Origin of the sequence: Nocardia fusca NBRC 14340 (assembly GCF_001618425.1) — a bacterium.
Classification (GTDB): domain Bacteria; phylum Actinomycetota; class Actinomycetes; order Mycobacteriales; family Mycobacteriaceae; genus Nocardia; species Nocardia fusca.
Map to the genome: position 1 here is coordinate 67027 of NZ_BDCU01000019.1, position 19214 is coordinate 86240.

Sequence of the window (19214 nt, forward strand, 5' to 3'; positions counted from 1 at the left end):
CGTCAGGATCCGGTCGCCGCGGCGGCGATCCGCGGGAACGGCGCCTGCGCTTCCAGCAGGAAACCCAGTTCCAGCAGGGTCCGTTCGCCACCGTAGGGCCCGCTGAGCATGACCCCGACCGGCAGCCCGGCCGCGGTGAGACCGGCCGGAACGGCGAGGGACGGCGACCCGGTGACATTGTTGATCGGTGTATAGCCGACGAAATTCGTGACCCGCTCGATCGATTCGGCGAACGGCACTCCCGGATTCAGATATCCGATCTCGGGTGTGGTGTGGGTGAGCACCGGCGAGAGGATGGCGTCGTAGCGGGTGAGCACCGCGTCGTAGTCGGCGCGGGCCCGGTTCAGCCGGTACAGCGCACCCGGGGTGGCGAACAGCCGCCGACGGAAGGCGGCGGCAAGCCCTTTGGTGAAGGTCTCCAGCCGGGCGGCGTCGAAGGAGCGGCCGTGACTCAGTTTTCCGGTGACTCCCGACATCTGCGCCAGAAATCCCCAGTACTGCAGGAAATCGGCGACGAGCTCCGCCGAGACCGGCGAGGGCATCGGCTCGATCGTATGTCCCGCGCTCTCCAGGATCCGGGCGGTCGCGGTCACGGCGGCCAGGGTCTCGGCGTCGGGTTCCAGACCGTTGCACGCCGTGGTCAGCAGACCGATCCGCAGTTTCCGGGTGGCAGGTCCCTCGACGGTGCCGATGGGCGGAAGTTTCGGATTGCGCCAATAGGCTTCGGCGGCGGCGTGATAGGCAGCCTGATCGCGGACCGACCGGGACAGCACACCCTCGGAGACGAGTTTGATCGGCAACTGCCGCGCCTGGGCGTTGTCCAGGTGCCGGAACCGGCTGGGTTTCAGCGAGACCAGACCCGCGCAGGCCGCCGGGATGCGCAGCGATCCGCCCCCGTCGTTACCGTGCGCCACCGGCACCACACCCGCCGCCACCAGGGCGGCCGATCCGCCCGAGGAACCGCCGACGGTGTACCCGGTGTGCCACGGGTTGCGGGTCGGGTCGCTGTGTTCGAACTCGGTGGTGGAGGTGAAGCCGAATTCGGGCATGGTGGTCTTGCCCAGGACCGTCACCCCGGTGCTCAGTAGTTGGGCGGTGAACCGGTCGTGCTTACCGGCGGGATGCGCCGTGACGGCCGCGCTGCCGTAACAACTCGGCAGCCCGGCCACATCGGCGTTGTCCTTCACGAAGGCCGGCACCCCGTACCACACGCCGTCTCCGGCTGCGGCGGCCGGTCGTGGCTCCGGGCACCGGTAGGCGATCGCGTTCAACCGCGGATTCACCACGTCGGCCCGGGCCAGCGCCGCGCGGGCCAGTTCCTCCGGACTCGTCGCACCGGCGCGGACCAGGGCGGCGAGCGCCACCGCATCGTGTTCGCCCAGCGCGTCGTCGGTGAAGGCATGTACTCGATCGGTCATGAATCGGCTCGCGTGTACCTCGGGGTCCCGGATATCCGACCCGGAGCCAAGTGGACGTGTGTTCAACTCGGCCCAGACTAGTACGGAGCGGAACCGCGCGGGGCTCGTTGCACCCGGCGCGGCGCCCGGGCGCGGCGGCTACCGGCGCGCCGAGCGCCACCACCCGGCGGACCACAGCAGCACGCCCACGGCCGCCCCCAGCAGCACCCCGGTCTGGGCCGACCCCAGGACGATCGCCGCCACCAGAAACATCAGCAACCCCACGACCAGCGCCTCCAGCTTGTACACCGGCCAGCGCGACCCCGCGATATCGACAGCCGCCGGACCGCGGACAGCGGCGCGCGGGGCGGTGAGACGAGATGCGGTCATATGTTCAGGCTACCCGTGGAGGTGGTGTTCGGTCCATCGAACTTTTGTCTTCCTGCCCACAGACTCCGCCGTCCGGCGCGAAACGCCGCGCAGGCGGCCGGCTCGGCGCGCCCCGCCACCCGCGGGCGTTGTCCGGCCAGGTCGGACCGCCCCGGGAACAAGCGGGGCCGTCCGGGACGTTTCCCGGGATATGCCATTGACTGGAGAATACGCACCGTCCACCTCCGACTGGGCCCGCGAGCAGGCCGAGAAGATCGAGAACTCCGGCGGTACCAAGGGCACCACCTTGCAGGGCATGCCGGTGGTGGTGCTGACGACCGTCGGCAACAAGACCGGCAAACTTCGCAAGACCGCGCTCATGCGGGTCGAACACGACGGCGAATACGCGATCGTCGCATCGCTGGGCGGCGCGCCGAAGCATCCCGTCTGGTACCACAATGTGGTCGCCGACCCCCATGTGGAACTGCAGGACGGCACCGTTACCAAGGACTACACCGCCCGCGAGGTGTTCGGCGAGGAGAAGGCGCTCTGGTGGACGCGGGCCGTCGCCGCCTACCCGCCCTATGCCGACTATCAGCTCAAGACCGATCGCCAGATCCCGGTCTTCGTGCTCACCCCGCGCTGACGAAACCGGCCCGGGCGAGGTTCCGGCAGTCCGGGACCACGCCGCACCGATGAACGAAAGCGCAGGACACGGCCACCCGCCGCGCGCTCCGGCCGCGGTGGGTGGCAGCATGGACGGGGTGTCCGATGTGCTCACTCACCTGCCAGAAGCCCGTCCCGCGTTGACCGCGGACGAGATCGACGCCGCAGCCAAACGCATCGCCGACATTATCGAGCCCACCCCGCTACAACTATGCCCGCGCCTATCGCAGCTGACCGGCGCCCAGGTGTACCTCAAACGCGAGGATCTCACCGTCGTGCGCTCCTACAAGCTGCGCGGCGCATACAACCTGGTGGTCCAGCTCAGCGACACCGAGCGCGCGGCGGGCGTGGTCGCGGCGAGCGCCGGTAACCACGCCCAGGGCGTGGCGTTCGCCTGCCGGGCCATGGGTATCACCGGCCGCATCTACGTCCCCACCACCACGCCCAAACAGAAGCGCGACCGGATCCGGGTCCACGGCGGCGAATTCGTCGAACTGATCGCCGTCGGCGAAACCTTCGACGCCGCGGCCGCCGCGGCCGCCGAGGATGTCCGGCGCACCGGCGCCACCATGGTGCCCCCGTTCGACGACACCCGGACCGCTGCCGGTCAGGGCACCATCGCCGCCGAAATCCTCGATCAGCTCGGCACCGCGCCGAATCTGGTGGTGGTCCCCGTCGGTGGCGGCGGGTGCCTCGCCGGTATCGGCACCTATCTGCGGGAACGCGCCCCGGAGACGGCAATCCTCGCGGTCGAGCCCGCCGGCGCGGCCTCGATGACCGCGGCGCTGGTCGCGGGCGGGCCGGTGACCCTGCCCGAGGTCGACCCGTTCGTCGACGGCGCCGCGGTCCGCCGGATCGGCCGGGTGCCCTACGAGGCGGTGGCCGGTTTCGGCGGGCGGGTGGTCTCGCACGGCTCCCTGCCCCTGCTCGTTTCGATCGACCCCCCCGGCGGTACCGGCTCCTTCCGGCTGCTGCGGGTGGACGAGGGAGCCGTCTGCACCGCCATGCTGGACCTGTACCAGAGCGAGGGGATCATCGCCGAGCCCGCGGGCGCGCTGGCGATCACCGGGCTGCTGGAATCACCCCCGGAACCCGGATCGACCGTGGTCTGCGTGGTCTCGGGCGGGAACAACGATGTGTCCCGCTACGGCGAGGTCATCGAACGTTCCCTGGTGCACCAGGGGCTCAAGCACTATTTCCTGGTGGACTTCCCGCAGGAACCAGGGGCGCTGCGCCGGTTCCTCGACGAAGTACTGGGCCCCGACGACGACATCACCCTGTTCGAATACGTCAAACGCAACAACCGGGAAACCGGTGCCGCACTGGTCGGTGTCGAACTGGGCGAACGTACCGGCCTGCAACCGCTGCTGGACCGGATCGCCCATTCGCCGATCCAGTGTGAGCGGCTCGAACCGGGTTCCCCGGCCTACCGCTATCTGACCTGAGCGATCAGGCCGCGGCCTCCCGGGGTGCGCCGCGGCCGATCCGGGCGGCCGTGCGGGCTCCGGACATGACCAGCGGCAGCAGCCAGGCGAACGCGGACTGGTCCACGGCCAGGGTTTCCATCGCCAGCCGGTTGTGCACGAAACCGAGCGAGATACCGCTATCCGGATCCGCCCAGCCGAACGAGCCACCCAGGCCGATATGGCCGAACCCGCGGGGCGCGCCGAGGGTGGGCATGGCGTGGTACCCGAGATGCCACAGGGGTCCCATGTAGAGGAACAACCCGGTATCGGGCCGGAACCGTTCGATCCGGCGGATGGCCTGGACGGCGGCGCCGGACAGGTACCGCCGGCCTCCGGCGAGTCCGTTGCAGGCCAGCGGTTCGTACACCGCGGCCAGGCCGTTGGCGCTGCACACACCGTTGGCGGCCGGCATCTCGCTGTCCAGCAGCGGCGGATTCGGGCCGGTCAGGATGGCCTCGGCGCCGGGAATGAACAGGGAGCGGCTGCTGACGCCGAGCGCGCCGGGAATGGCCTGCAACAGGGTGACCAGCCGGGAACCGCGCGGCGTACCGGCGAAGGAGAAGCCCGCGCCGAAGCTCTCGGCCGCCACGGTGACCGATCCCGCGGGCGGGCGGCCCAGGTGCACACCGTCGGTGCCCAGCGGGATCGCGACCTCGCGCTGGAACAGTTCCTTCATGCTGACGCCGGTGACCTCCCGGGCCAGTCCGGCGAGCAGCCAGCCGAAGGTCATCGCGTGGTAGGCCGGAACACCGAGCAGCCGGTCCGGGGAGGCGGCGGCCAGCCGTTCGGCCATGAGTTCGTGGTCGAGCAGTTCGGCACCCTGCGCCGCCAAGGCGCCGACACCGGACAGACCGGCCGAATGGGTGAGGACCTGCCGGACGGTGATCTTGTCCTTGTTGTTACAACCGAACGCGGGCCAGTATTCACAGACCGGGGCGTCGTAGTCGATGAGACCGCGATCGGCGAGCCGATGCACAACCGTTGCCGCGATGCCCTTGGTCGCCGAGAAGACCACCGCACCGGTATCGCGACTCCAGGGCCGGTCCGGCGCGGACTCCCCCGTCCAGATATCGAGAACCGGTTCCCCGTGCCGGTACACCGCCAGCGCCGCACCTACGCCCTTCCGGCCGCCGTAGACCCGGGTGAATGCGGCCGTCAGCCGCCGAAATTCTGCTCCGGCGCTGCCGGAATAAGCGACGCTGCTCATCCTTACACAGTAAGGTCATCCGAGGTTTCCGGCAATGTCCGTCCCGGCCGGGTACGCTGCCGAGCCCGGCGAGGCCGGCCACCGGAACCGCCCCGGCGTCCGGTTTCGCGTGGACATCCGAATGTGATCGTCCGGGACGGCTACCGTCCGGAGAATTCGACGCGGACACTTTCCCGGACCCGGCGGCAATTCCATCGGATAACAGGAAACAAATCGGTAAAGAATTCACGCTCACGCTCCGGCAGGGAATAGGCGCGCGTCCGGCCATCCGCGATCTGCTGCCACGACGGGCCGTAGCTGTGCGCGGCGAAAACGGCTTCGCCAGATTCCCCGGTCGACAGCATAATTCGATATCCGTGCACCGGCCACCGGCAATCGCGCCCGAAAGGGATCGCGGTTACCGGCGAGACCGGCTCCCGGCAATATCGACGACACTGGATAAACAGCGGAAAGTCGACTTTCTCGGGTCGAATATCTTCCGTCGATATAGTGGGCCCCATGACCTCCTTGGCACCGCCGGTCGCGCGGGACCAGGTGCGCGGTGACGCGCTCCCGGTCGCCGACGCGGCCATCTACGCAGGCTGGTTTTCCTGCCTGGCCGACCCGACCCGGGTCCGGCTACTGCACCAGGTCGCCACGAGCCCCGCCGGCATCCACATCGGCGAAATCGCCGAAGCACTCGGTATCGGACAGCCGACCGTCTCCCACCATGTCCGCAAGCTCACCGACGCCGGGTTCGTGACAGTACACAAAGAGGGCACTGCCACCCTCGTCACCGTCGATCCACACCGCTGCACCGAACTGCCGCACACCGCCGACGCGGTGATGGGTCTGCTCACCCCCCGCCCACCTTGTCCGGAGGAGCCACCGGGCGATATCACCGTCCGGGCGCTGACCGACGCGGACTGGGAAGCCGTGCGCGCCATCCACGCCGCCCGAGGGACGGCCTATCCCGCTGTCGGCGCCGCCGACGCACCCGACCGGGAGGCCCTGGACCGCCAGTGGCTGCCCGGGCACCGCTGGGTCGCCGAAGCCGACGGCCGGATCGCCGGGTGGGCGGCCCTCACCCCGGTCTCGGGCCACGAGTTCTATCGGGACGTCGCCGACAGTTGCGTGATGGTCGCCGACGAACTCGAGGGTCGCGGTGTCGGCACCGCCCTCCTGCGCCGCCAGGTCACCGCCGCCGAGGACGCGGGCCTGCGGGCCCTGCAGACCACCGCGTTCCCGGAGGACCGGATCGGTATCTCGCTGTATCACGCGGCGGGCTTCCGCACCGTCGGTATCCGGGAGCGCAGCGGCCGCTCCGAAGGTCGCTGGCGCGACGCGGTACTGCTGGAGCGGCGCAGTCCGCTGAACTGACCATCCGCCGGGCGTAGCGGCGGTCCGCGCCGTTACGGCCCGGTCCGGACCGGTCGCAGGATCACCTTCAGCCACAGGGTCGACAGACCGCACAGCACACACAGCACCGCCACGCCGGCGCTCGCCCAATCGGCGGCCGACAGCCCCCGCAGGCCCGCCTGGCCGTATCGCGCGAGCGGGTACACCCCGACCACGAGCATCGCGACGGTCCCCAGCAGCGAGACCAGCGAGGTGGGCAGCCAGCGCACCCAGCGGAACGGGCGCACCACCTCGTCCGGTGCCGCCCCGGAGAACACGCGCTCCACCCGCCCCCAGGCCACACTGTTGACCACCAGGACCGCGAGCGCGACCACGAGCGCGCCGATCGCGAACGACAGCGCCCCGGGCGGGGCGGCGGGCTCCGGGCCGGGCAGCGGCAGTAGACCGGCCGCCACCGGATAGCAGGCGAGGACGAGACCGGTCGCGGCCAGCGCCGACCACAGCACCGACCAGTTCCGGCGGGTGGCGGCCAGCGCGACCGTGGCGGCGCGTTCGGCCGGAGAGCACGCGTCGTACCATCCGGGCGCACCGGCGGAAATCTTCATAACAGCTGCCCCGCACCCCGTCTGTCCTGCCCAACACTGCCGCGTGCGGTCCGGTACACCGGCCGTCCACCTGTCCGCCGACTCTAACCGTCCGCGCCGGTCGGGGCACCGGTTCGGCTCCGGCCGGGCCACCGCGGCCGGGGACGACCGCCCGCCCGGTCACCCGGCCGGTGGACCGCGCGATCATTACCACTGTGGAGCAACGACAGGCGGCGCACAGCACCGAAGAGGTGGTCGGACTGGTCGCGCAGACATTCCTCCGGGACCGCGACCAATTCGTCGACGAGTTGTCGCAGATGATGCGCGCGCAGGTGCCGGCGCTGGATCAGGACCCGCGGCTGCGCGAACTGATGGAGGACGGGACGACCGACAACCTGATGGAAATCCTGCAGTTCCTGCAGAACGAGGCCGGCGAGGACGATGTCCGAGCGCCGGAGCGGGCCCTGGTGTACGCCCGGATCCTCGCCCAGCGCGATGTGCCGGCGTCGGCGTTGATCCGGGCGTACCGGATCGGTCAGGCCGGCTTCCTGGACACCGGTATGCGCTACGCGATCGAATTCGGCGGCGGCGGCCCGGTGACCACCTCGGCGATCGTCCATATCGTCAACCGCACCTCGGTGTACATCGACCGGGTCTGCGAGCAGGTCGGTGTCGCCTACGAACAGGAACGCGACCGCTGGGTCGGCAACCGGGGCGGGCTACGGCAGCAGTGGGTGACCCGGCTGCTCAACGGCACCGCCACCGATACCGAGGCCGCGGAGCAGGTACTGCACTATCCACTCACCCGCGGGCATCTCGCGATCGACGCCTGGACCGACCCGCATATCGACCCCGCCACCGCCGTGGAGGTTTTCGACCACCTCCGCACGGCGCTGACCACCGTGTTCGACCGGGCGCACGGGAACCTGCTGGTGCCGGTGGACGAACACGAGGCCCGGATGTGGTTCGCCCTCCCGCACGAGACACCCGTCGACAGCGCCGCGATCGAACAGTTGCTCTCCGACCGCGCCCTGCCGGTGCGGGTGGCCTTCGGCGGTTACGGCACCGGGGTGGCCGGATTCCGGCGCACGGCGGGTCAGGCCGACCGGGTGCGCCGGCTCGCGCTGCTGGGCGGGGACCACGGCGCCCGGGTCCTGTCCCATCCCGAGGTTTCGGCGGTCGCGCTGCTCGCCGGCGATATCGATACGCTGCGCGAGTTCGTCGCCGACGAACTCGGCGAACTGGCGGTGGACAACGAACGCAATCTCTGGCTGCGGGAGACGCTGCGCGTGTTCCTCGCGGTGAACCGCAGTTACGCGGCGGCCGCCACCCGACTGGCCGTCCATCGCAATACCGTCCAGTACCGCGTCCGGCAGGCGCTGAACCTCATCGGCGTGAGCACCGACGCACCCGGCGCGGATCTGTATCCGCGGCTGGCACTACAGGCCACGCACCTGCTCGGCGCCGCGGTACTGCGACCGGAGCCGGGACAGAACTGAGCCACGGGCACCGAATCCGGCCGGACCCGGCGGGCGCAATGCTGCGCGCACGACGAATATTTCGCCGAGTGCGCCGCGGGCATGTGCTCAGCGCACAAATGCCGGCCGAGCTTTCATGCGGCCGGAATATGGTCCGCCCCACAGCCTCGCCGTAAGGTTCAGTTACCCCCGGAAACCGGCGTCCACCTGAGCAGTTGGCTCGCCGGCAACCGGTTCGCCGCGCCCACCACGGGTGGTGTCGCGGACCGCATCCCACCCGTCGTGCCGGCGTCGCCGCGCTGCGCGCTGCCCTTTTCCAGGAGACTTTCGTGCCCTCGATCCAAACCGTCCGCGGTGCCGTGGACACCGCCGATCTCGGTGTCACCCTCATGCACGAGCACGTCTTCGTGCTCAGCTCCGATGTACAGCAGAACTATTCGCAGGAGTGGGGTTCGGAGGACGAGCGGGTCGAGGACGCGGTCCGGCAGCTGACCACCGCCTACGAGGCCGGTGTGCGTACGATCGTGGACCCGACGGTGGTGGGACTGGGCCGCTACATTCCGCGGATCGCGCAGATCGCGCAGCGGGTTCCGCTGCAACTGATCGTGGCCACCGGCCTCTACACCTACAACGATGTGCCGTTCTTCTTCCACTACCGCGGACCGGCGCTGGACCCGCTGGTCGGCACCCATGTCCCCGATCCGATGGTCGATATGTTCGTCGGCGATATCCGGGACGGTATCGCCGGGACCGGCGTCCGGGCGGGCATGCTCAAATGCGCGATCGACGCGGAGGGACTGACACCCGGTGTCGAACGGGTGATGCGGGCGGTGGCCCGGGCCCACCACGAGACCGGGGTGCCGATCACCGTGCACACCCACCCCGAATCGGGTTCCGGTTTCGAGGTCAAACGCGTCATGTGCGCCGAGGAAGGGGTCGATCCGACCCGGATCGTCCTGGGCCACAGCGGCGACACCACGGATCTGGACTATCTGACCGCGCTGGCCGACGCCGGATTCGTCCTGGGCATGGATCGATTCGGGATCAATCTCGAGACCACCTTCGAGGCGCGCGCCGATACCCTCATCGAGATGGTGCGCCGCGGCTACGCCGAGCGCATGGTGCTCTCGCAGGACGCCAGCTGCTATATCGACTGGATGGAACCGGCCATGCGGGCGGCGGTCCTGCCGCAGTGGCACTACACCCACCTGTTCGACGACGTCTTCCCCTATGTGCTCGATCGCGGTATCGAGGAGCGGCAGCTGCAGACGATGCTCGTCGAGGTACCCCGCCGGTTCTTCGCGGCCGGGTGAACCGGTGGTCGCGGCGCCGCGGCCACACCCGACCCGGGTGCCCGGACCGGGTCGGGCCGGACGCTAGGGTTGTCGATCATGCCTGGTCTGCCCGTTCCGCGCGCCCGCGCGCTACTCGCCGTGCTGCTGGTCGCCGTCGCCCTGCTGGCGACCGCGTGCGGCAGCGGCGGCGGTGACGGCGCCGCCCGCGACCTGTGCGCGCCGCCGGGACCGGAGGCGGCCACCGCGGCCCCGGCCGACCTGACCGCACCGGGTGCGGGCAAAGAGGATCGTTTCACCACCGGATCGACCGAACCGCCGGCCGCGGTGGACGTCTCCCGGCTGGGCCTGATCCGGCCCGGCGTGCTGAGTGTCGGCACCCTCTCCGACGCGCCGCCCAGTATCTGTGTGAACTCCGCCGGCGCGTTCACCGGCTTCGACAACGAACTGCTGCGCGCGGTGGCCGCGAAGATCGGGCTGCGGGTCGAGTTCTCCGGTACCGAGTTCGCCGGCCTGCTGGCCCAGGTCGCGGGCAAGCGGTTCGATGTGGGGTCGTCCAACATCACCACCACCGACGCCCGGCGCGAGATGGTCGGTTTCACCAACGGCTACGATTTCGGCTACTTCTCGCTGGTGGTCAAGGACGGCAGCCCGGTGCAGGGGTTCGCCGATCTCGGGCCCGGTTCCCGGGTGGCGGTGGTGCAGGGCACGGTCCAGGACGAATACGTCGTCAACGAGCTCGGCCTGGACCCGGTGAAGTTCCCCGACTACAACACCGCCTACGCGAATGTGAAAACCGGCCAGGTGGACGCGTGGGTCGCCCCGTCCGCGCAGGCCCAGGGCGCGATCGCGCCGGGTGATGCGACCTCGGTCGTGGACAACTCGTTCAGCCTGGACAATTTCGTCGCCTGGGCGGTCGCCAAGGACAACAAGCCGCTGATCGACGCACTCAACTCCGGGTTGGACGCGGTGATCGCCGACGGCACCTACGCCCGCCTCTACAGCGACTGGGTGCCGCGGGAACTACCCCCCGGCTGGAAACCCGGGTCGAAGGCCGCACCGGCCCCGCAACTGCCCGATTTCGCCGCCCTCGCCGCCGACCAGGGCCCGCAGCAGCAGACCGCGCAGGCGCCGAAATCGACGCTGGAACAGCTCCGCGACACCTTCTTCGACTGGTCGCTGTACCGGCAGGCCTTCCCGGACCTGTTCAAGACCGGCCTGCCCAACACCCTGATCCTCGCGCTGGTCTCCGGCGTGCTGGGCACCCTGATCGGCATGCTGCTCGCGGTGGCCGGAATCTCGCGGACCCGCTGGTTGCGCTGGCCGGCCCGGGTGTACACCGATATCTTCCGCGGCCTGCCGGCGGTGGTCATCATCCTGCTCATCGGCCTGGGTATCGGACCGGTGGTCAGCGGCCTCACCGGCAACAATCCCTACTGGCTCGGCGCGGTGGCGCTGGCCCTGCTCGCCTCGGCCTATATCGGCGAGATCTTCCGCTCCGGTATCCAATCGGTGGAGCCGGGGCAGCTCGAGGCCGCCCGGGCGATCGGCTTCGGCTACCGGCAGGCGATGACGCTGGTGGTGATCCCGCAGGGGGTGCGCCGGGTGCTGCCCGCGCTGATGAACCAGTTCATCGCGTTGATCAAGGATTCGTCGCTGATCTATTTCCTGGGGCTGCTGGCCACCCAGCGCGAACTGTTCGCGGTCGGCCGCGACCTCAACGCCCAGACCGGGAACCTGTCACCGCTGGTGGCCGCCGGTCTGGTCTATCTGCTGCTGACCGTCCCACTCACCCACCTGGTGAACTACATCGACCGGCGCATGCGCACCGGCCGGCCCGATCAGCCGATCGACCCGGTCGAGCAGGCCGCCATCACCGAAGGCCGGGGGTAACCGATGAGCGCCTCACTGACCGGCACCGGCCTCCACCTACGGCTGGGCGGTAATCAGATTCTGCGTGGAGTGGACATCCACGTCGACGCCGGGAAGACCACCACGGTGATCGGCCCGTCCGGTTCCGGGAAGTCCACCCTGCTGCGCGTCCTCAACCGCCTGCACGAACCCGACGCCGGGGACATCCTGATCGACGGCGACTCGGTGCTCACCGAGAACCCCGACCGGCTGCGGCAGCGCATCGGGATGGTCTTCCAGCAGTTCAATCTCTTCCCGCACCGGACGGTGGCCGACAATATCGCGCTGGGACCACGCAAGCTGCGCGGCCTGTCCAAGGACGCGGCCCGCACCCTGGCGCTGGAACAGCTCGAGGTCGTGGGGCTCACCGGCAAGGCCGACTCCCGGCCCGCCAACCTCTCCGGTGGTCAGCAACAGCGGGTGGCGATCGCCCGGGCGCTGGCCATGAAACCGGACATCATGTTCTTCGACGAGGCCACCTCCGCGCTGGACCCGGAACTGGTCAAGGGTGTGCTCGCGCTGATGTCGGAGCTGGCCGCGGGCGGTATGTCGATGATCGTGGTGACGCACGAGATGGGGTTCGCCCGCAGCGTATCCGACCATGTGGTGTTCATGGACGGCGGTGTGGTGGTGGAGGCGGGCAGTCCGGACGAATTGTTCGACAACGCCGGAACGCCGCGGCTGCGACGGTTTCTCGACCAAGTGCTGTGAGGCGACGATACTGAACCCATGAGCGAGGATTCCCCGACGGCGAACCCCTACGGCACCCCCACCACCAGCGGACCACGGCACCCCGGCCGGGCCCAGGGCGTGACGAACCGGGTGGTCCGCACGCTGCTGCGGCTCCCGGGCCTGTCCCGCGTAGTGGGTAAACGACTGGCGACCCTGCACGTCGTGGGCCGCAAATCCGGGCGCGCCTACGATATCCCGGTCGCCTACACCGCGCACGGACAGACGCTGCTGATCGGCACGGCCCGGCGACCGTGGGTGACGAACCTGACGACCGGCACCCCACTCACCATCACCCGCGGCGGACGGCCCGAACAATTCGATCCGGTCGTGCACACCGAAGCCGAGGACGTACTGCGGCTGTTCGAGATCATCGCCCGGGACAACCGGACCAACGCGGGCTACAACGGCATCGGTTTCGATGCCGCGGGCAATCCGAACAAGGCCGATATCTACCAGACCTGGCAGCAGGGCGGTGTGGTGATCGAGCTGCGCCCGGTCCGATGACCCGGGTCCGGCCGCCCGTCCTCGACACGAACCCGGTCAGGCACTGGAATGGTCGGGTGTGGCGGTAGCCGATGATTGTTGATCAGCGCTGGCGCCAGCTCAGCGGTCCCGGTAGATCGACGCTGTTCTTCTTGGTCCTGGAGTTCCACGACCAGGGGCCGATCTTGATACTCCACGAGGACAACCCCGACTGGGTGTAGTTCAACTTCAACGGTCCGAAGGACTGGCGTTTACGGAACCTGATGGGCATGGGCGACCTCCCTAGTTCCGCCCCAGGATAACGGATCAGGATGAGTCCCATGGCTTTCGCTGGTCGCGGTCGCCACGGACTTCGGTGTCCAGGACGACAACAACGCCACCGGCGTCGAGCAGGCGGCGCGACAGCCGTCCGCCCGGACGTTCAGCTCGCCAGGCAGCCCGGCCCGAGCAGGGCCTTCAGATCACCCATGAGCGCCGAAGACGGCTCCACCCGCAAACTGTCGTCCAGTTTCAGCAGGGTCGTCTTCTCGCGCGCGCCCACATGCCGGACGTGCACATCCGAAGTCCCCGGATGCCGGGACAGCACCCGCTTCAGCTCGCCGATCTTATCGGGGGTGCACATCCGGGTGGAGATGGTGACGGCCAGCGGTTTCGCCACCCCGATCGCCGACAGATCCGGTACAGCGAGATCGTTGGCGATGAGCGAGATCCGGTCGTCCCGCATGGAGACCCGGGCTTTCACCAGGACCACCGCGTCCTCCACCACATCCATGCCGTACACGGAATAGGCCTGCGGGAAAAACAGTACTTCGATACCGCCGGTGAGGTCCTCGAGCTGGCAGGACGCCCATGCCAGGCCGTTCTTGTTGATCCGGCGGTTCACCGAGGCGAGGATGCCGCCGACGGTGACCTGGGTACCGTCCTTGATATCGCCCTCGAGAATGGTCGGGATCTGGGTATCGGCCTGGGCGGCGAGCACATGGTCGACGCCGTTGAGCGGATGGCCGGATACGTAGAGGCCGAGCATTTCCCGCTCCAGCGCGAGGCGGTGCTTGCTCTCCCACTCTTCGTCGGGCACCTTCACATCGAAGACCGAGGCCACCGATTCGCCACTGTCGTCGTCCATTCCGCCGAACAGATCGAACTGACCGATGGCCTCGGCCTTCTTGGTCGACATGACCGCGTCGATGGCGTCCGAGTGCACCAGCATGAGCCCCTTGCGGGGATGGTTCAGCGAATCGAAGGCCCCGGCCTTGATGAGCGATTCGGTGACCTTCTTGGTGCAGGCCACCGTATCGATCTTGTTCAGGTAGTCCGAGAAATCGGTGAACTTCGATTTCTCGGTGCGGGCGTTGATGATCGAGTTCACCACGTTTTGACCGACATTGCGTACCGCGCCCAGCCCGAAGCGGATATCCGCGCCGACCGAGGTGAAGTTGGTCTCCGATTCGTTCACATCCGGCGGCAGCACGGTGATACCGAGTTTGCGGCAGTCCGACAGATAGATCGCGGCCTTGTCCTTGTCGTCACCGACCGAGGTGAGCAGTCCCGCCATGTATTCGGCGGGATAGTTGGCCTTGAGGTAGGCGGTCCAGAAGGACACCAGCCCATAGCCCGCGGCATGCGATTTGTTGAACGCGTATCCGGCGAACGGGAGAATCGTGTCCCACAGCGCTTTGATCGCCGGTTTGGAAAAGCCGTTGGCCTGCATACCGGCCTCGAAGCCCTCGAATTCGGCCTCGAGCACCTCGGCTTTCTTCTTACCCATCGCGCGGCGCAGAATATCGGCTCGGCCGAGCGAATACCCGGCGACCTTCTGCGCGATCTGCATGATCTGTTCCTGATAGACGATCAGGCCGAAGGTGTCGGCGAGGATCTCTTTCAGGGGCTCTTCCAGTTCCGGATGGATCGGCTTGACCTGTTGCCGGCCGTTCTTGCGATCGGCGTAGTCGTTGTGCGCGTTCATGCCCATCGGACCGGGGCGGTACAGCGCGAGCACGGCGACGATGTCCTCGAAGCCGGTGGGTTGCATCCGGCGCAGCAGATCGCGCATGGCGCTGCCGTCGAGCTGGAAGACGCCGAGAGTGTCACCGCGGGAGAGCAGTTCGTAGGTGGCCGGATCGTCCAGCGGCAGATTGTCCATATCGAGGTCGATACCGCGATTGGATTTGATGTTGTCCAGCGCGTCACCGATGACGGTGAGGTTGCGCAGCCCCAGGAAGTCCATCTTCAGCAGGCCGATGGCCTCACACGACGGGTAGTCCCAGCCGGTGATGATGGCGCCGTCCTGCGCCCGCTTCCACAGCGGGATCGCGTCCATCAGCGGTTCGGAGGACATGATGACGGCACAGGCGTGCACACCCGCGTTACGGATCAGGCCCTCGAGGCCGCGGGCGGTCTCGTAGATCTTCGCGACATCGGGGTTGCTGCCGATGAGTTCGCGGACCTCGGCGGCTTCCTTGTACCGCTCGTGCTCGGGATCCATGATGCCCGACAGCGGGATGTCCTTGGCCATGATCGGCGGCGGCAGCGCCTTGGAGATCTGGTCGGCGATGGCGAAACCGGGCTGGCCGAACTGGACGCGCGCCGAATCCTTGATGGCGGCCTTGGTTTTGATGGTGCCGAAGGTGATGACCTGGGCCACCCGGTCGCTGCCCCAGCGGTCGGTGGCGTAGCGCACCATCTCACCGCGGCGGCGATCGTCGAAGTCGATATCGATATCGGGCATCGAGACGCGTTCGGGATTGAGGAAGCGCTCGAACAGCAGCCCGTGCGGGATCGGGTCGATATTGGTGATACCCATGGCGTAGGCGACCAGCGATCCGGCCGCCGAACCACGGCCCGGACCGACGCGGATACCGACCTCGCGGGCATGGTTGATCAGGTCACCGACCACCAGGAAGTAGGCCGGGAAACCCATTTCGATGATCACGTCGAGTTCGAATTCCGCACGTTCGACGTACTCGCGCGGCACCCCGTTCGGGAAACGCCGCTCCAGGCCGCGGTGCACCTCCTTGCGCAGCCAGCCGGACTGGTCCTCGCCCTCGGGCACCGGGAAGACCGGCATCCGGTCGCGGTGTTCCCACACCTCGGCGTAGGACTGGACCCGCTCCCCGATCCAGACGGTGTTGTCGCAGGCGCCGGGCACTTCGGCATCCCACAGCGCACGCATTTCGGCCGCGGATTTCAGGAAGTAACCGTCCCCGTCGAATTTGAACCGGGTGGGGTCCGACAGGGTCTTACCGGTCTGGACGCAGAGCAGCGCCTCGTGGTTGCTCGCGTGTTCCTTGGTGACGTAGTGGCAGTCGTTGGTGGCCAGCGGCGGGATGTCGAGGGCCCGGCCGACCTCGAGCAGACCCTGGCGGACCCGCTTCTCGATGGACAGGCCGTGGTCCATCACCTCGAGGAAGAAGTTGTCGCGGCCGAAGATCTCCTGCCATTTGGCGGCGGCCTCGAGCGCCTCGCGCTCATGCCCCAGCCGCAGCCGGGTCTGCACCTCACCGGACGGGCAGCCGGTGGTGGCGATGATGCCCTCGGCGTGGGCGGCGATGAGTTCCTCGTCCATCCGGGCCCATTTACCGAGCTGGCCCTCGATACTGGCCAGCGAGGACAGTTTGAACAGATTCCGCAGACCGGTCGCGTTCTCGGCGACCATGGTCATATGGGTGTAGGCACCGGAACCGGAGACATCGTCGCTCTTCTGGCTGGGATCACCCCACAGGACACGTTTGGTGTCGAACCGGGAGCCGGGAGCGATGTAGGCCTCGATACCGATGATCGGTTTGATACCGGCCTTCTTCGCCGAATGGAAGAACTCGGCCGCGCCGTACATGTTGCCGTGGTCGGTCATCCCCACCGCGGTCATACCGAGCCGGTCGGCCTCGGCGAACAACGGTGAGATCTTGGCGGCACCGTCGAGCATCGAGTACTCGGTGTGGTTGTGCAGATGAACGAATCCGGACGAGGCGGCCAAGATCTGTCCTTCCTCCCAATGGCTCGGCGGGGGTTGGTGTAGCGAGTTTATGCCCACCGTCCGACCGGTTCGGCGCCGGATGGGCGTGCCCACGGGGGCCGGGCGTGTCGGCCCAGGTGTCCCGGCGCGGGAAACCGATTCGGCCCCTGGCACGCCCGGTCACTGGTAGGGTCGTGCCGCGTCACATCCGGCGGATCGCCGCCCGACCCACGATCGACCCCGCACGTGTTCGACCGACCAGCGAGGTGAACGATGACAGCACGCAGGACCGCGCTCGCGTTGCCCGCCGCCGCAGCACTCGCGGTGGGAACGCTGATGGCCACCGCCGCTCCCGCCGCGGCCGACGGTGGTTCGTTCCAGACGATCTACTCCCTCACCGAGGGCCCGTGCGTCGCCCAGGTCGACACCTCGGTCAACGGCCCCGGTTATCCGGAGCACGCGTCGTTCACCGTCTCGACCATCATGTTCGGCATCGGGTCGTGCAGCTTGCCGATCACCCTGAACTGGCGCAACCTCGACACCGGCGAGACCGGGTCGGCCACGCAGCACGCGAACGGCCCGGGGCACTGGATGAACGACGGCCGCTCCGCCCTCTTCCGTCCCGGAATCGGGCGTTTCACCGCGACCGTCACCGTCGGCGCGGTCCACACCCCCGAATCGGGGTCGGTGGAATTCGTCGTCCAGAAATATCAGGGGTGATCACCGGCCCCCGCAGACAGCACCCGGCCCGTTCGGCGTAATCGATCCCTGGCGGCCCCGAGCGGTCGCCCCCTCGACCTGCCGCGCTCGCGAGGCCAGAACTCCGGCCTCGGCTCGCCGACGCGGGCCGGTCATCGCTTCCGGAGAAGGTTCCCCGCGGCAATGGCGGTTGCCGCGGGGAGCGTGAGACGATGACCGGCCCCCGTCGGCGAGCCGGACCGCAATGATCGGCCGGTGAGCCGGACCACGACAGGGCCCGGCAGGCCGGGCGTGCCAGGTACGCCGAGCCGCGGTGCTCCCCGGCGATCCGGGCCGCGCGAGCCGCCGGTGCGCCGGCTCGTAGCATGTGCCCGGGTCATTCGCCGGCGGAGCCGCTCGGCGGATCGGCGAACCGGGTGGATCGGACAGCGGCGCGACAGCCGGGACGGGACAGGGAGTGCGATGACCGCGACCTTGCTCACCGTGTCCGGTGCGGCGGTGCTGATCGCCGCGGCACTGCTCGTCTGGGCGCGTCCGCGGCGAATGGTCACCACCCCCGCCGAACGGGCGGTGCACACGGCGCTGCACACTGCCTCCCAGGCGGCCCGGCCGCTGCGCCGGGGCCTCACCCGGGAATCCGCCCAGGAGGCCGCCCCGCATCTGCGGGCCCTGGTCGGGGCAGAGGGGCTCGGGGTGAGCGATCCCGATGGTGCGCTCCTCGCCTGGGACGGCGCGCACGAGCCGCTGGCGGCCGAGTTCACCGGCACGGCCCGGCGAGCTGTCGCGGCGCAGCGCCCGGTACTGGCGCATCTGCCCGAGACCGATCATCCGGGGCGCACCCTGGTCACCCAGCCGTTGCTCAGCGACAACGGCACCGTCGTGGGGGCGCTGGGGATGGTCACCGGCAGCCGGCCGGGCCCCGGCGCGCTCGGTGCGCTGGCCGAAGTCGCCCGGTATGCGTGCGGCCAACTGGAACTCGCCGAACTCGACGCCTCCCGGGCCCGGCTCGACCGTGCCGAGGTACGCGCGCTGCGGGCCCAGATCAGCCCGCATTTCATCTACAACGCCCTGAACACCATCGCCTCGTTCGTCCGTACCGACCCGGACCGGGCTCGGGAACTCATCCTGGATTTCGCGGATTTCACCCGGTACTCGTTCCGCGACGCCGGGGAGTACACGGTACTGGCCGACGAACTCAGCAATATCGAACGCTATCTCGAACTGGAACGCGCCCGGTTCGGACCGGCGTTGCAGGTGCGGTTGCGGATCGCCCCCGAGGTGCTCGGCGTCACACTGCCTTTCCTGGCCCTGCAACCGCTGGTGGAGAACGCCGTACGCCACGGGTTGGCGACCACGCCGGGCGGCGGCACGGTCACCATCGAAGCACTCGACGCCGGGACCGACTGTGTGCTCAGCGTGGAGGACGACGGTGCCGGTATGGATCCGGATCTGCTGCGATCCGGGTCACTGGACGCGGCCGCGGACGGAGCGCATATCGGCCTGGCCAATGTGGACGACCGGTTGCGTGCCGCCTTCGGCAACGACTACGGACTGGTGGTGGATACCGCGCCCGGCGCCGGGACGAGAGTGAGTATGCGGGTGCCCAAGTTCCGCCCCGGAATCCGGCCGTGACGCGAAAA

Annotated in this window: 17 protein-coding genes; 10 read left to right on the forward strand and 7 right to left on the reverse strand. The window is 68.7% G+C overall.

Going from position 1 to position 19214, the window contains the following annotated elements; genetic code table 11:
* Positions 1 to 2: 2 nt before the first annotated feature.
* Together NF4_RS12360 and NF4_RS12365 are read right to left on the reverse strand one after the other, a co-directional pair.
* The gene (locus NF4_RS12360; protein ID WP_063127470.1) at positions 3 to 1418 is read right to left on the reverse strand and encodes an amidase; all 1416 of its coding nucleotides are present in this window, start codon (positions 1416 to 1418) and stop codon (positions 3 to 5) included.
* Between the two features lie 138 nt (positions 1419 to 1556).
* The gene (locus NF4_RS12365) at positions 1557 to 1787 is read right to left on the reverse strand and encodes a hypothetical protein (protein ID WP_063127471.1); all 231 of its coding nucleotides are present in this window, start codon (positions 1785 to 1787) and stop codon (positions 1557 to 1559) included.
* A 190-nt stretch (positions 1788 to 1977) separates the two neighbouring features.
* Between NF4_RS12365 and NF4_RS12370 the strand changes: the two genes are divergently transcribed.
* Together NF4_RS12370 and ilvA are read left to right on the forward strand one after the other, a co-directional pair.
* Positions 1978 to 2412, forward strand: coding sequence for a nitroreductase family deazaflavin-dependent oxidoreductase (locus tag NF4_RS12370; RefSeq protein ID WP_063127472.1), 435 nt, complete (start codon positions 1978 to 1980; stop codon positions 2410 to 2412).
* A gap of 109 nt (positions 2413 to 2521) precedes the next feature.
* Positions 2522 to 3877: a threonine ammonia-lyase IlvA gene (gene ilvA / locus NF4_RS12375; protein ID WP_063127473.1), complete on the forward strand. Its 1356-nt coding sequence runs from the start codon at positions 2522 to 2524 to the stop codon at positions 3875 to 3877.
* A 4-nt stretch (positions 3878 to 3881) separates the two neighbouring features.
* Here ilvA and NF4_RS12380 read toward each other — a convergent pair whose 3' ends face one another.
* Positions 3882 to 5105: a serine hydrolase domain-containing protein gene (locus NF4_RS12380; RefSeq protein ID WP_063127474.1), complete on the reverse strand. Its 1224-nt coding sequence runs from the start codon at positions 5103 to 5105 to the stop codon at positions 3882 to 3884.
* Between the two features lie 140 nt (positions 5106 to 5245).
* On the reverse strand, positions 5246 to 5449 hold the full coding sequence (locus tag NF4_RS12385; RefSeq protein WP_063127475.1) for a hypothetical protein: 204 nt from the start codon (positions 5447 to 5449) through the stop codon (positions 5246 to 5248).
* A gap of 154 nt (positions 5450 to 5603) precedes the next feature.
* Between NF4_RS12385 and NF4_RS12390 the strand changes: the two genes are divergently transcribed.
* Positions 5604 to 6464 carry a helix-turn-helix domain-containing GNAT family N-acetyltransferase gene (locus tag NF4_RS12390; protein ID WP_063127476.1) on the forward strand — a complete coding sequence of 287 codons (861 nt, stop codon included), beginning with the start codon at positions 5604 to 5606 and terminating at the stop codon, positions 6462 to 6464.
* Between the two features lie 32 nt (positions 6465 to 6496).
* Here NF4_RS12390 and NF4_RS12395 read toward each other — a convergent pair whose 3' ends face one another.
* Positions 6497 to 7048, reverse strand: a complete 552-nt coding sequence (locus NF4_RS12395) for a hypothetical protein (RefSeq protein ID WP_063127477.1) — start codon at positions 7046 to 7048, stop codon at positions 6497 to 6499.
* Positions 7049 to 7242: 194 nt separating this feature from the next.
* Here NF4_RS12395 and NF4_RS12400 point away from each other — a divergent pair, with 194 nt between their 5' ends.
* The 5 genes from NF4_RS12400 (at position 7243) to NF4_RS12420 (ending at position 12944) form a co-directional block, all read left to right on the forward strand.
* Complete coding sequence (locus NF4_RS12400) at positions 7243 to 8526, forward strand: PucR family transcriptional regulator (protein WP_157120247.1); 1284 nt, start codon at positions 7243 to 7245, stop codon at positions 8524 to 8526.
* Positions 8527 to 8834: 308 nt separating this feature from the next.
* Positions 8835 to 9818, forward strand: coding sequence for a phosphotriesterase family protein (locus tag NF4_RS12405; RefSeq protein ID WP_084533076.1), 984 nt, complete (start codon positions 8835 to 8837; stop codon positions 9816 to 9818).
* A 78-nt stretch (positions 9819 to 9896) separates the two neighbouring features.
* Positions 9897 to 11690 (forward strand): ABC transporter substrate-binding protein/permease, encoded by a 1794-nt coding sequence (locus NF4_RS12410; protein WP_063127479.1) that lies wholly within the window; start codon positions 9897 to 9899, stop codon positions 11688 to 11690.
* Between the two features lie 3 nt (positions 11691 to 11693).
* Entirely contained in the window at positions 11694 to 12419 is a 726-nt protein-coding gene (locus NF4_RS12415) for an amino acid ABC transporter ATP-binding protein (protein ID WP_063127480.1), read from the forward strand.
* Positions 12420 to 12437: 18 nt separating this feature from the next.
* A complete protein-coding gene (locus tag NF4_RS12420) occupies positions 12438 to 12944 on the forward strand; it encodes a PNPOx family protein (RefSeq protein WP_063127481.1) in 507 nt (168 codons plus the stop codon).
* 82 nt (positions 12945 to 13026) lie between these two features.
* Here NF4_RS12420 and NF4_RS36485 read toward each other — a convergent pair whose 3' ends face one another.
* Both NF4_RS36485 and dnaE read right to left on the reverse strand, forming a co-directional pair.
* Complete coding sequence (locus NF4_RS36485) at positions 13027 to 13194, reverse strand: DUF4236 domain-containing protein (RefSeq protein WP_081877120.1); 168 nt, start codon at positions 13192 to 13194, stop codon at positions 13027 to 13029.
* A gap of 150 nt (positions 13195 to 13344) precedes the next feature.
* Complete coding sequence (gene dnaE / locus NF4_RS12425; RefSeq protein WP_084533077.1) at positions 13345 to 16896, reverse strand: DNA polymerase III subunit alpha; 3552 nt, start codon at positions 16894 to 16896, stop codon at positions 13345 to 13347.
* 252 nt (positions 16897 to 17148) lie between these two features.
* Here dnaE and NF4_RS12430 point away from each other — a divergent pair, with 252 nt between their 5' ends.
* Positions 17149 to 17595, forward strand: coding sequence for a hypothetical protein (locus NF4_RS12430; RefSeq protein ID WP_063127482.1), 447 nt, complete (start codon positions 17149 to 17151; stop codon positions 17593 to 17595).
* Positions 17596 to 18036: 441 nt separating this feature from the next.
* A complete protein-coding gene (locus NF4_RS12435; protein ID WP_063127483.1) occupies positions 18037 to 19206 on the forward strand; it encodes a sensor histidine kinase in 1170 nt (389 codons plus the stop codon).
* The last annotated feature ends 8 nt before the right edge of the window (positions 19207 to 19214 follow it).

Excerpts from the sequence above, each read along its gene's own strand:
- NF4_RS12360 (WP_063127470.1), bottom strand. The coding sequence starts at position 1,418 with ATGACCGATCGAGTACATGCCTTCACCGACGACGCGCTGGGCGAACAC.
- NF4_RS12365 (WP_063127471.1), bottom strand. The coding sequence starts at position 1,787 with ATGACCGCATCTCGTCTCACCGCCCCGCGCGCCGCTGTCCGCGGTCCG.
- NF4_RS12370 (WP_063127472.1), top strand. The coding sequence starts at position 1,978 with ATGCCATTGACTGGAGAATACGCACCGTCCACCTCCGACTGGGCCCGC.
- ilvA (WP_063127473.1), top strand. The coding sequence starts at position 2,522 with ATGGACGGGGTGTCCGATGTGCTCACTCACCTGCCAGAAGCCCGTCCC.
- NF4_RS12380 (WP_063127474.1), bottom strand. The coding sequence starts at position 5,105 with ATGAGCAGCGTCGCTTATTCCGGCAGCGCCGGAGCAGAATTTCGGCGG.
- NF4_RS12385 (WP_063127475.1), bottom strand. The coding sequence starts at position 5,449 with ATGCTGTCGACCGGGGAATCTGGCGAAGCCGTTTTCGCCGCGCACAGC.
- NF4_RS12390 (WP_063127476.1), top strand. The coding sequence starts at position 5,604 with ATGACCTCCTTGGCACCGCCGGTCGCGCGGGACCAGGTGCGCGGTGAC.
- NF4_RS12395 (WP_063127477.1), bottom strand. The coding sequence starts at position 7,048 with ATGAAGATTTCCGCCGGTGCGCCCGGATGGTACGACGCGTGCTCTCCG.
- NF4_RS12410 (WP_063127479.1), top strand. The coding sequence starts at position 9,897 with ATGCCTGGTCTGCCCGTTCCGCGCGCCCGCGCGCTACTCGCCGTGCTG.
- NF4_RS12415 (WP_063127480.1), top strand. The coding sequence starts at position 11,694 with ATGAGCGCCTCACTGACCGGCACCGGCCTCCACCTACGGCTGGGCGGT.
- NF4_RS12420 (WP_063127481.1), top strand. The coding sequence starts at position 12,438 with ATGAGCGAGGATTCCCCGACGGCGAACCCCTACGGCACCCCCACCACC.
- NF4_RS36485 (WP_081877120.1), bottom strand. The coding sequence starts at position 13,194 with ATGCCCATCAGGTTCCGTAAACGCCAGTCCTTCGGACCGTTGAAGTTG.
- NF4_RS12430 (WP_063127482.1), top strand. The coding sequence starts at position 17,149 with ATGACAGCACGCAGGACCGCGCTCGCGTTGCCCGCCGCCGCAGCACTC.
- NF4_RS12435 (WP_063127483.1), top strand. The coding sequence starts at position 18,037 with ATGACCGCGACCTTGCTCACCGTGTCCGGTGCGGCGGTGCTGATCGCC.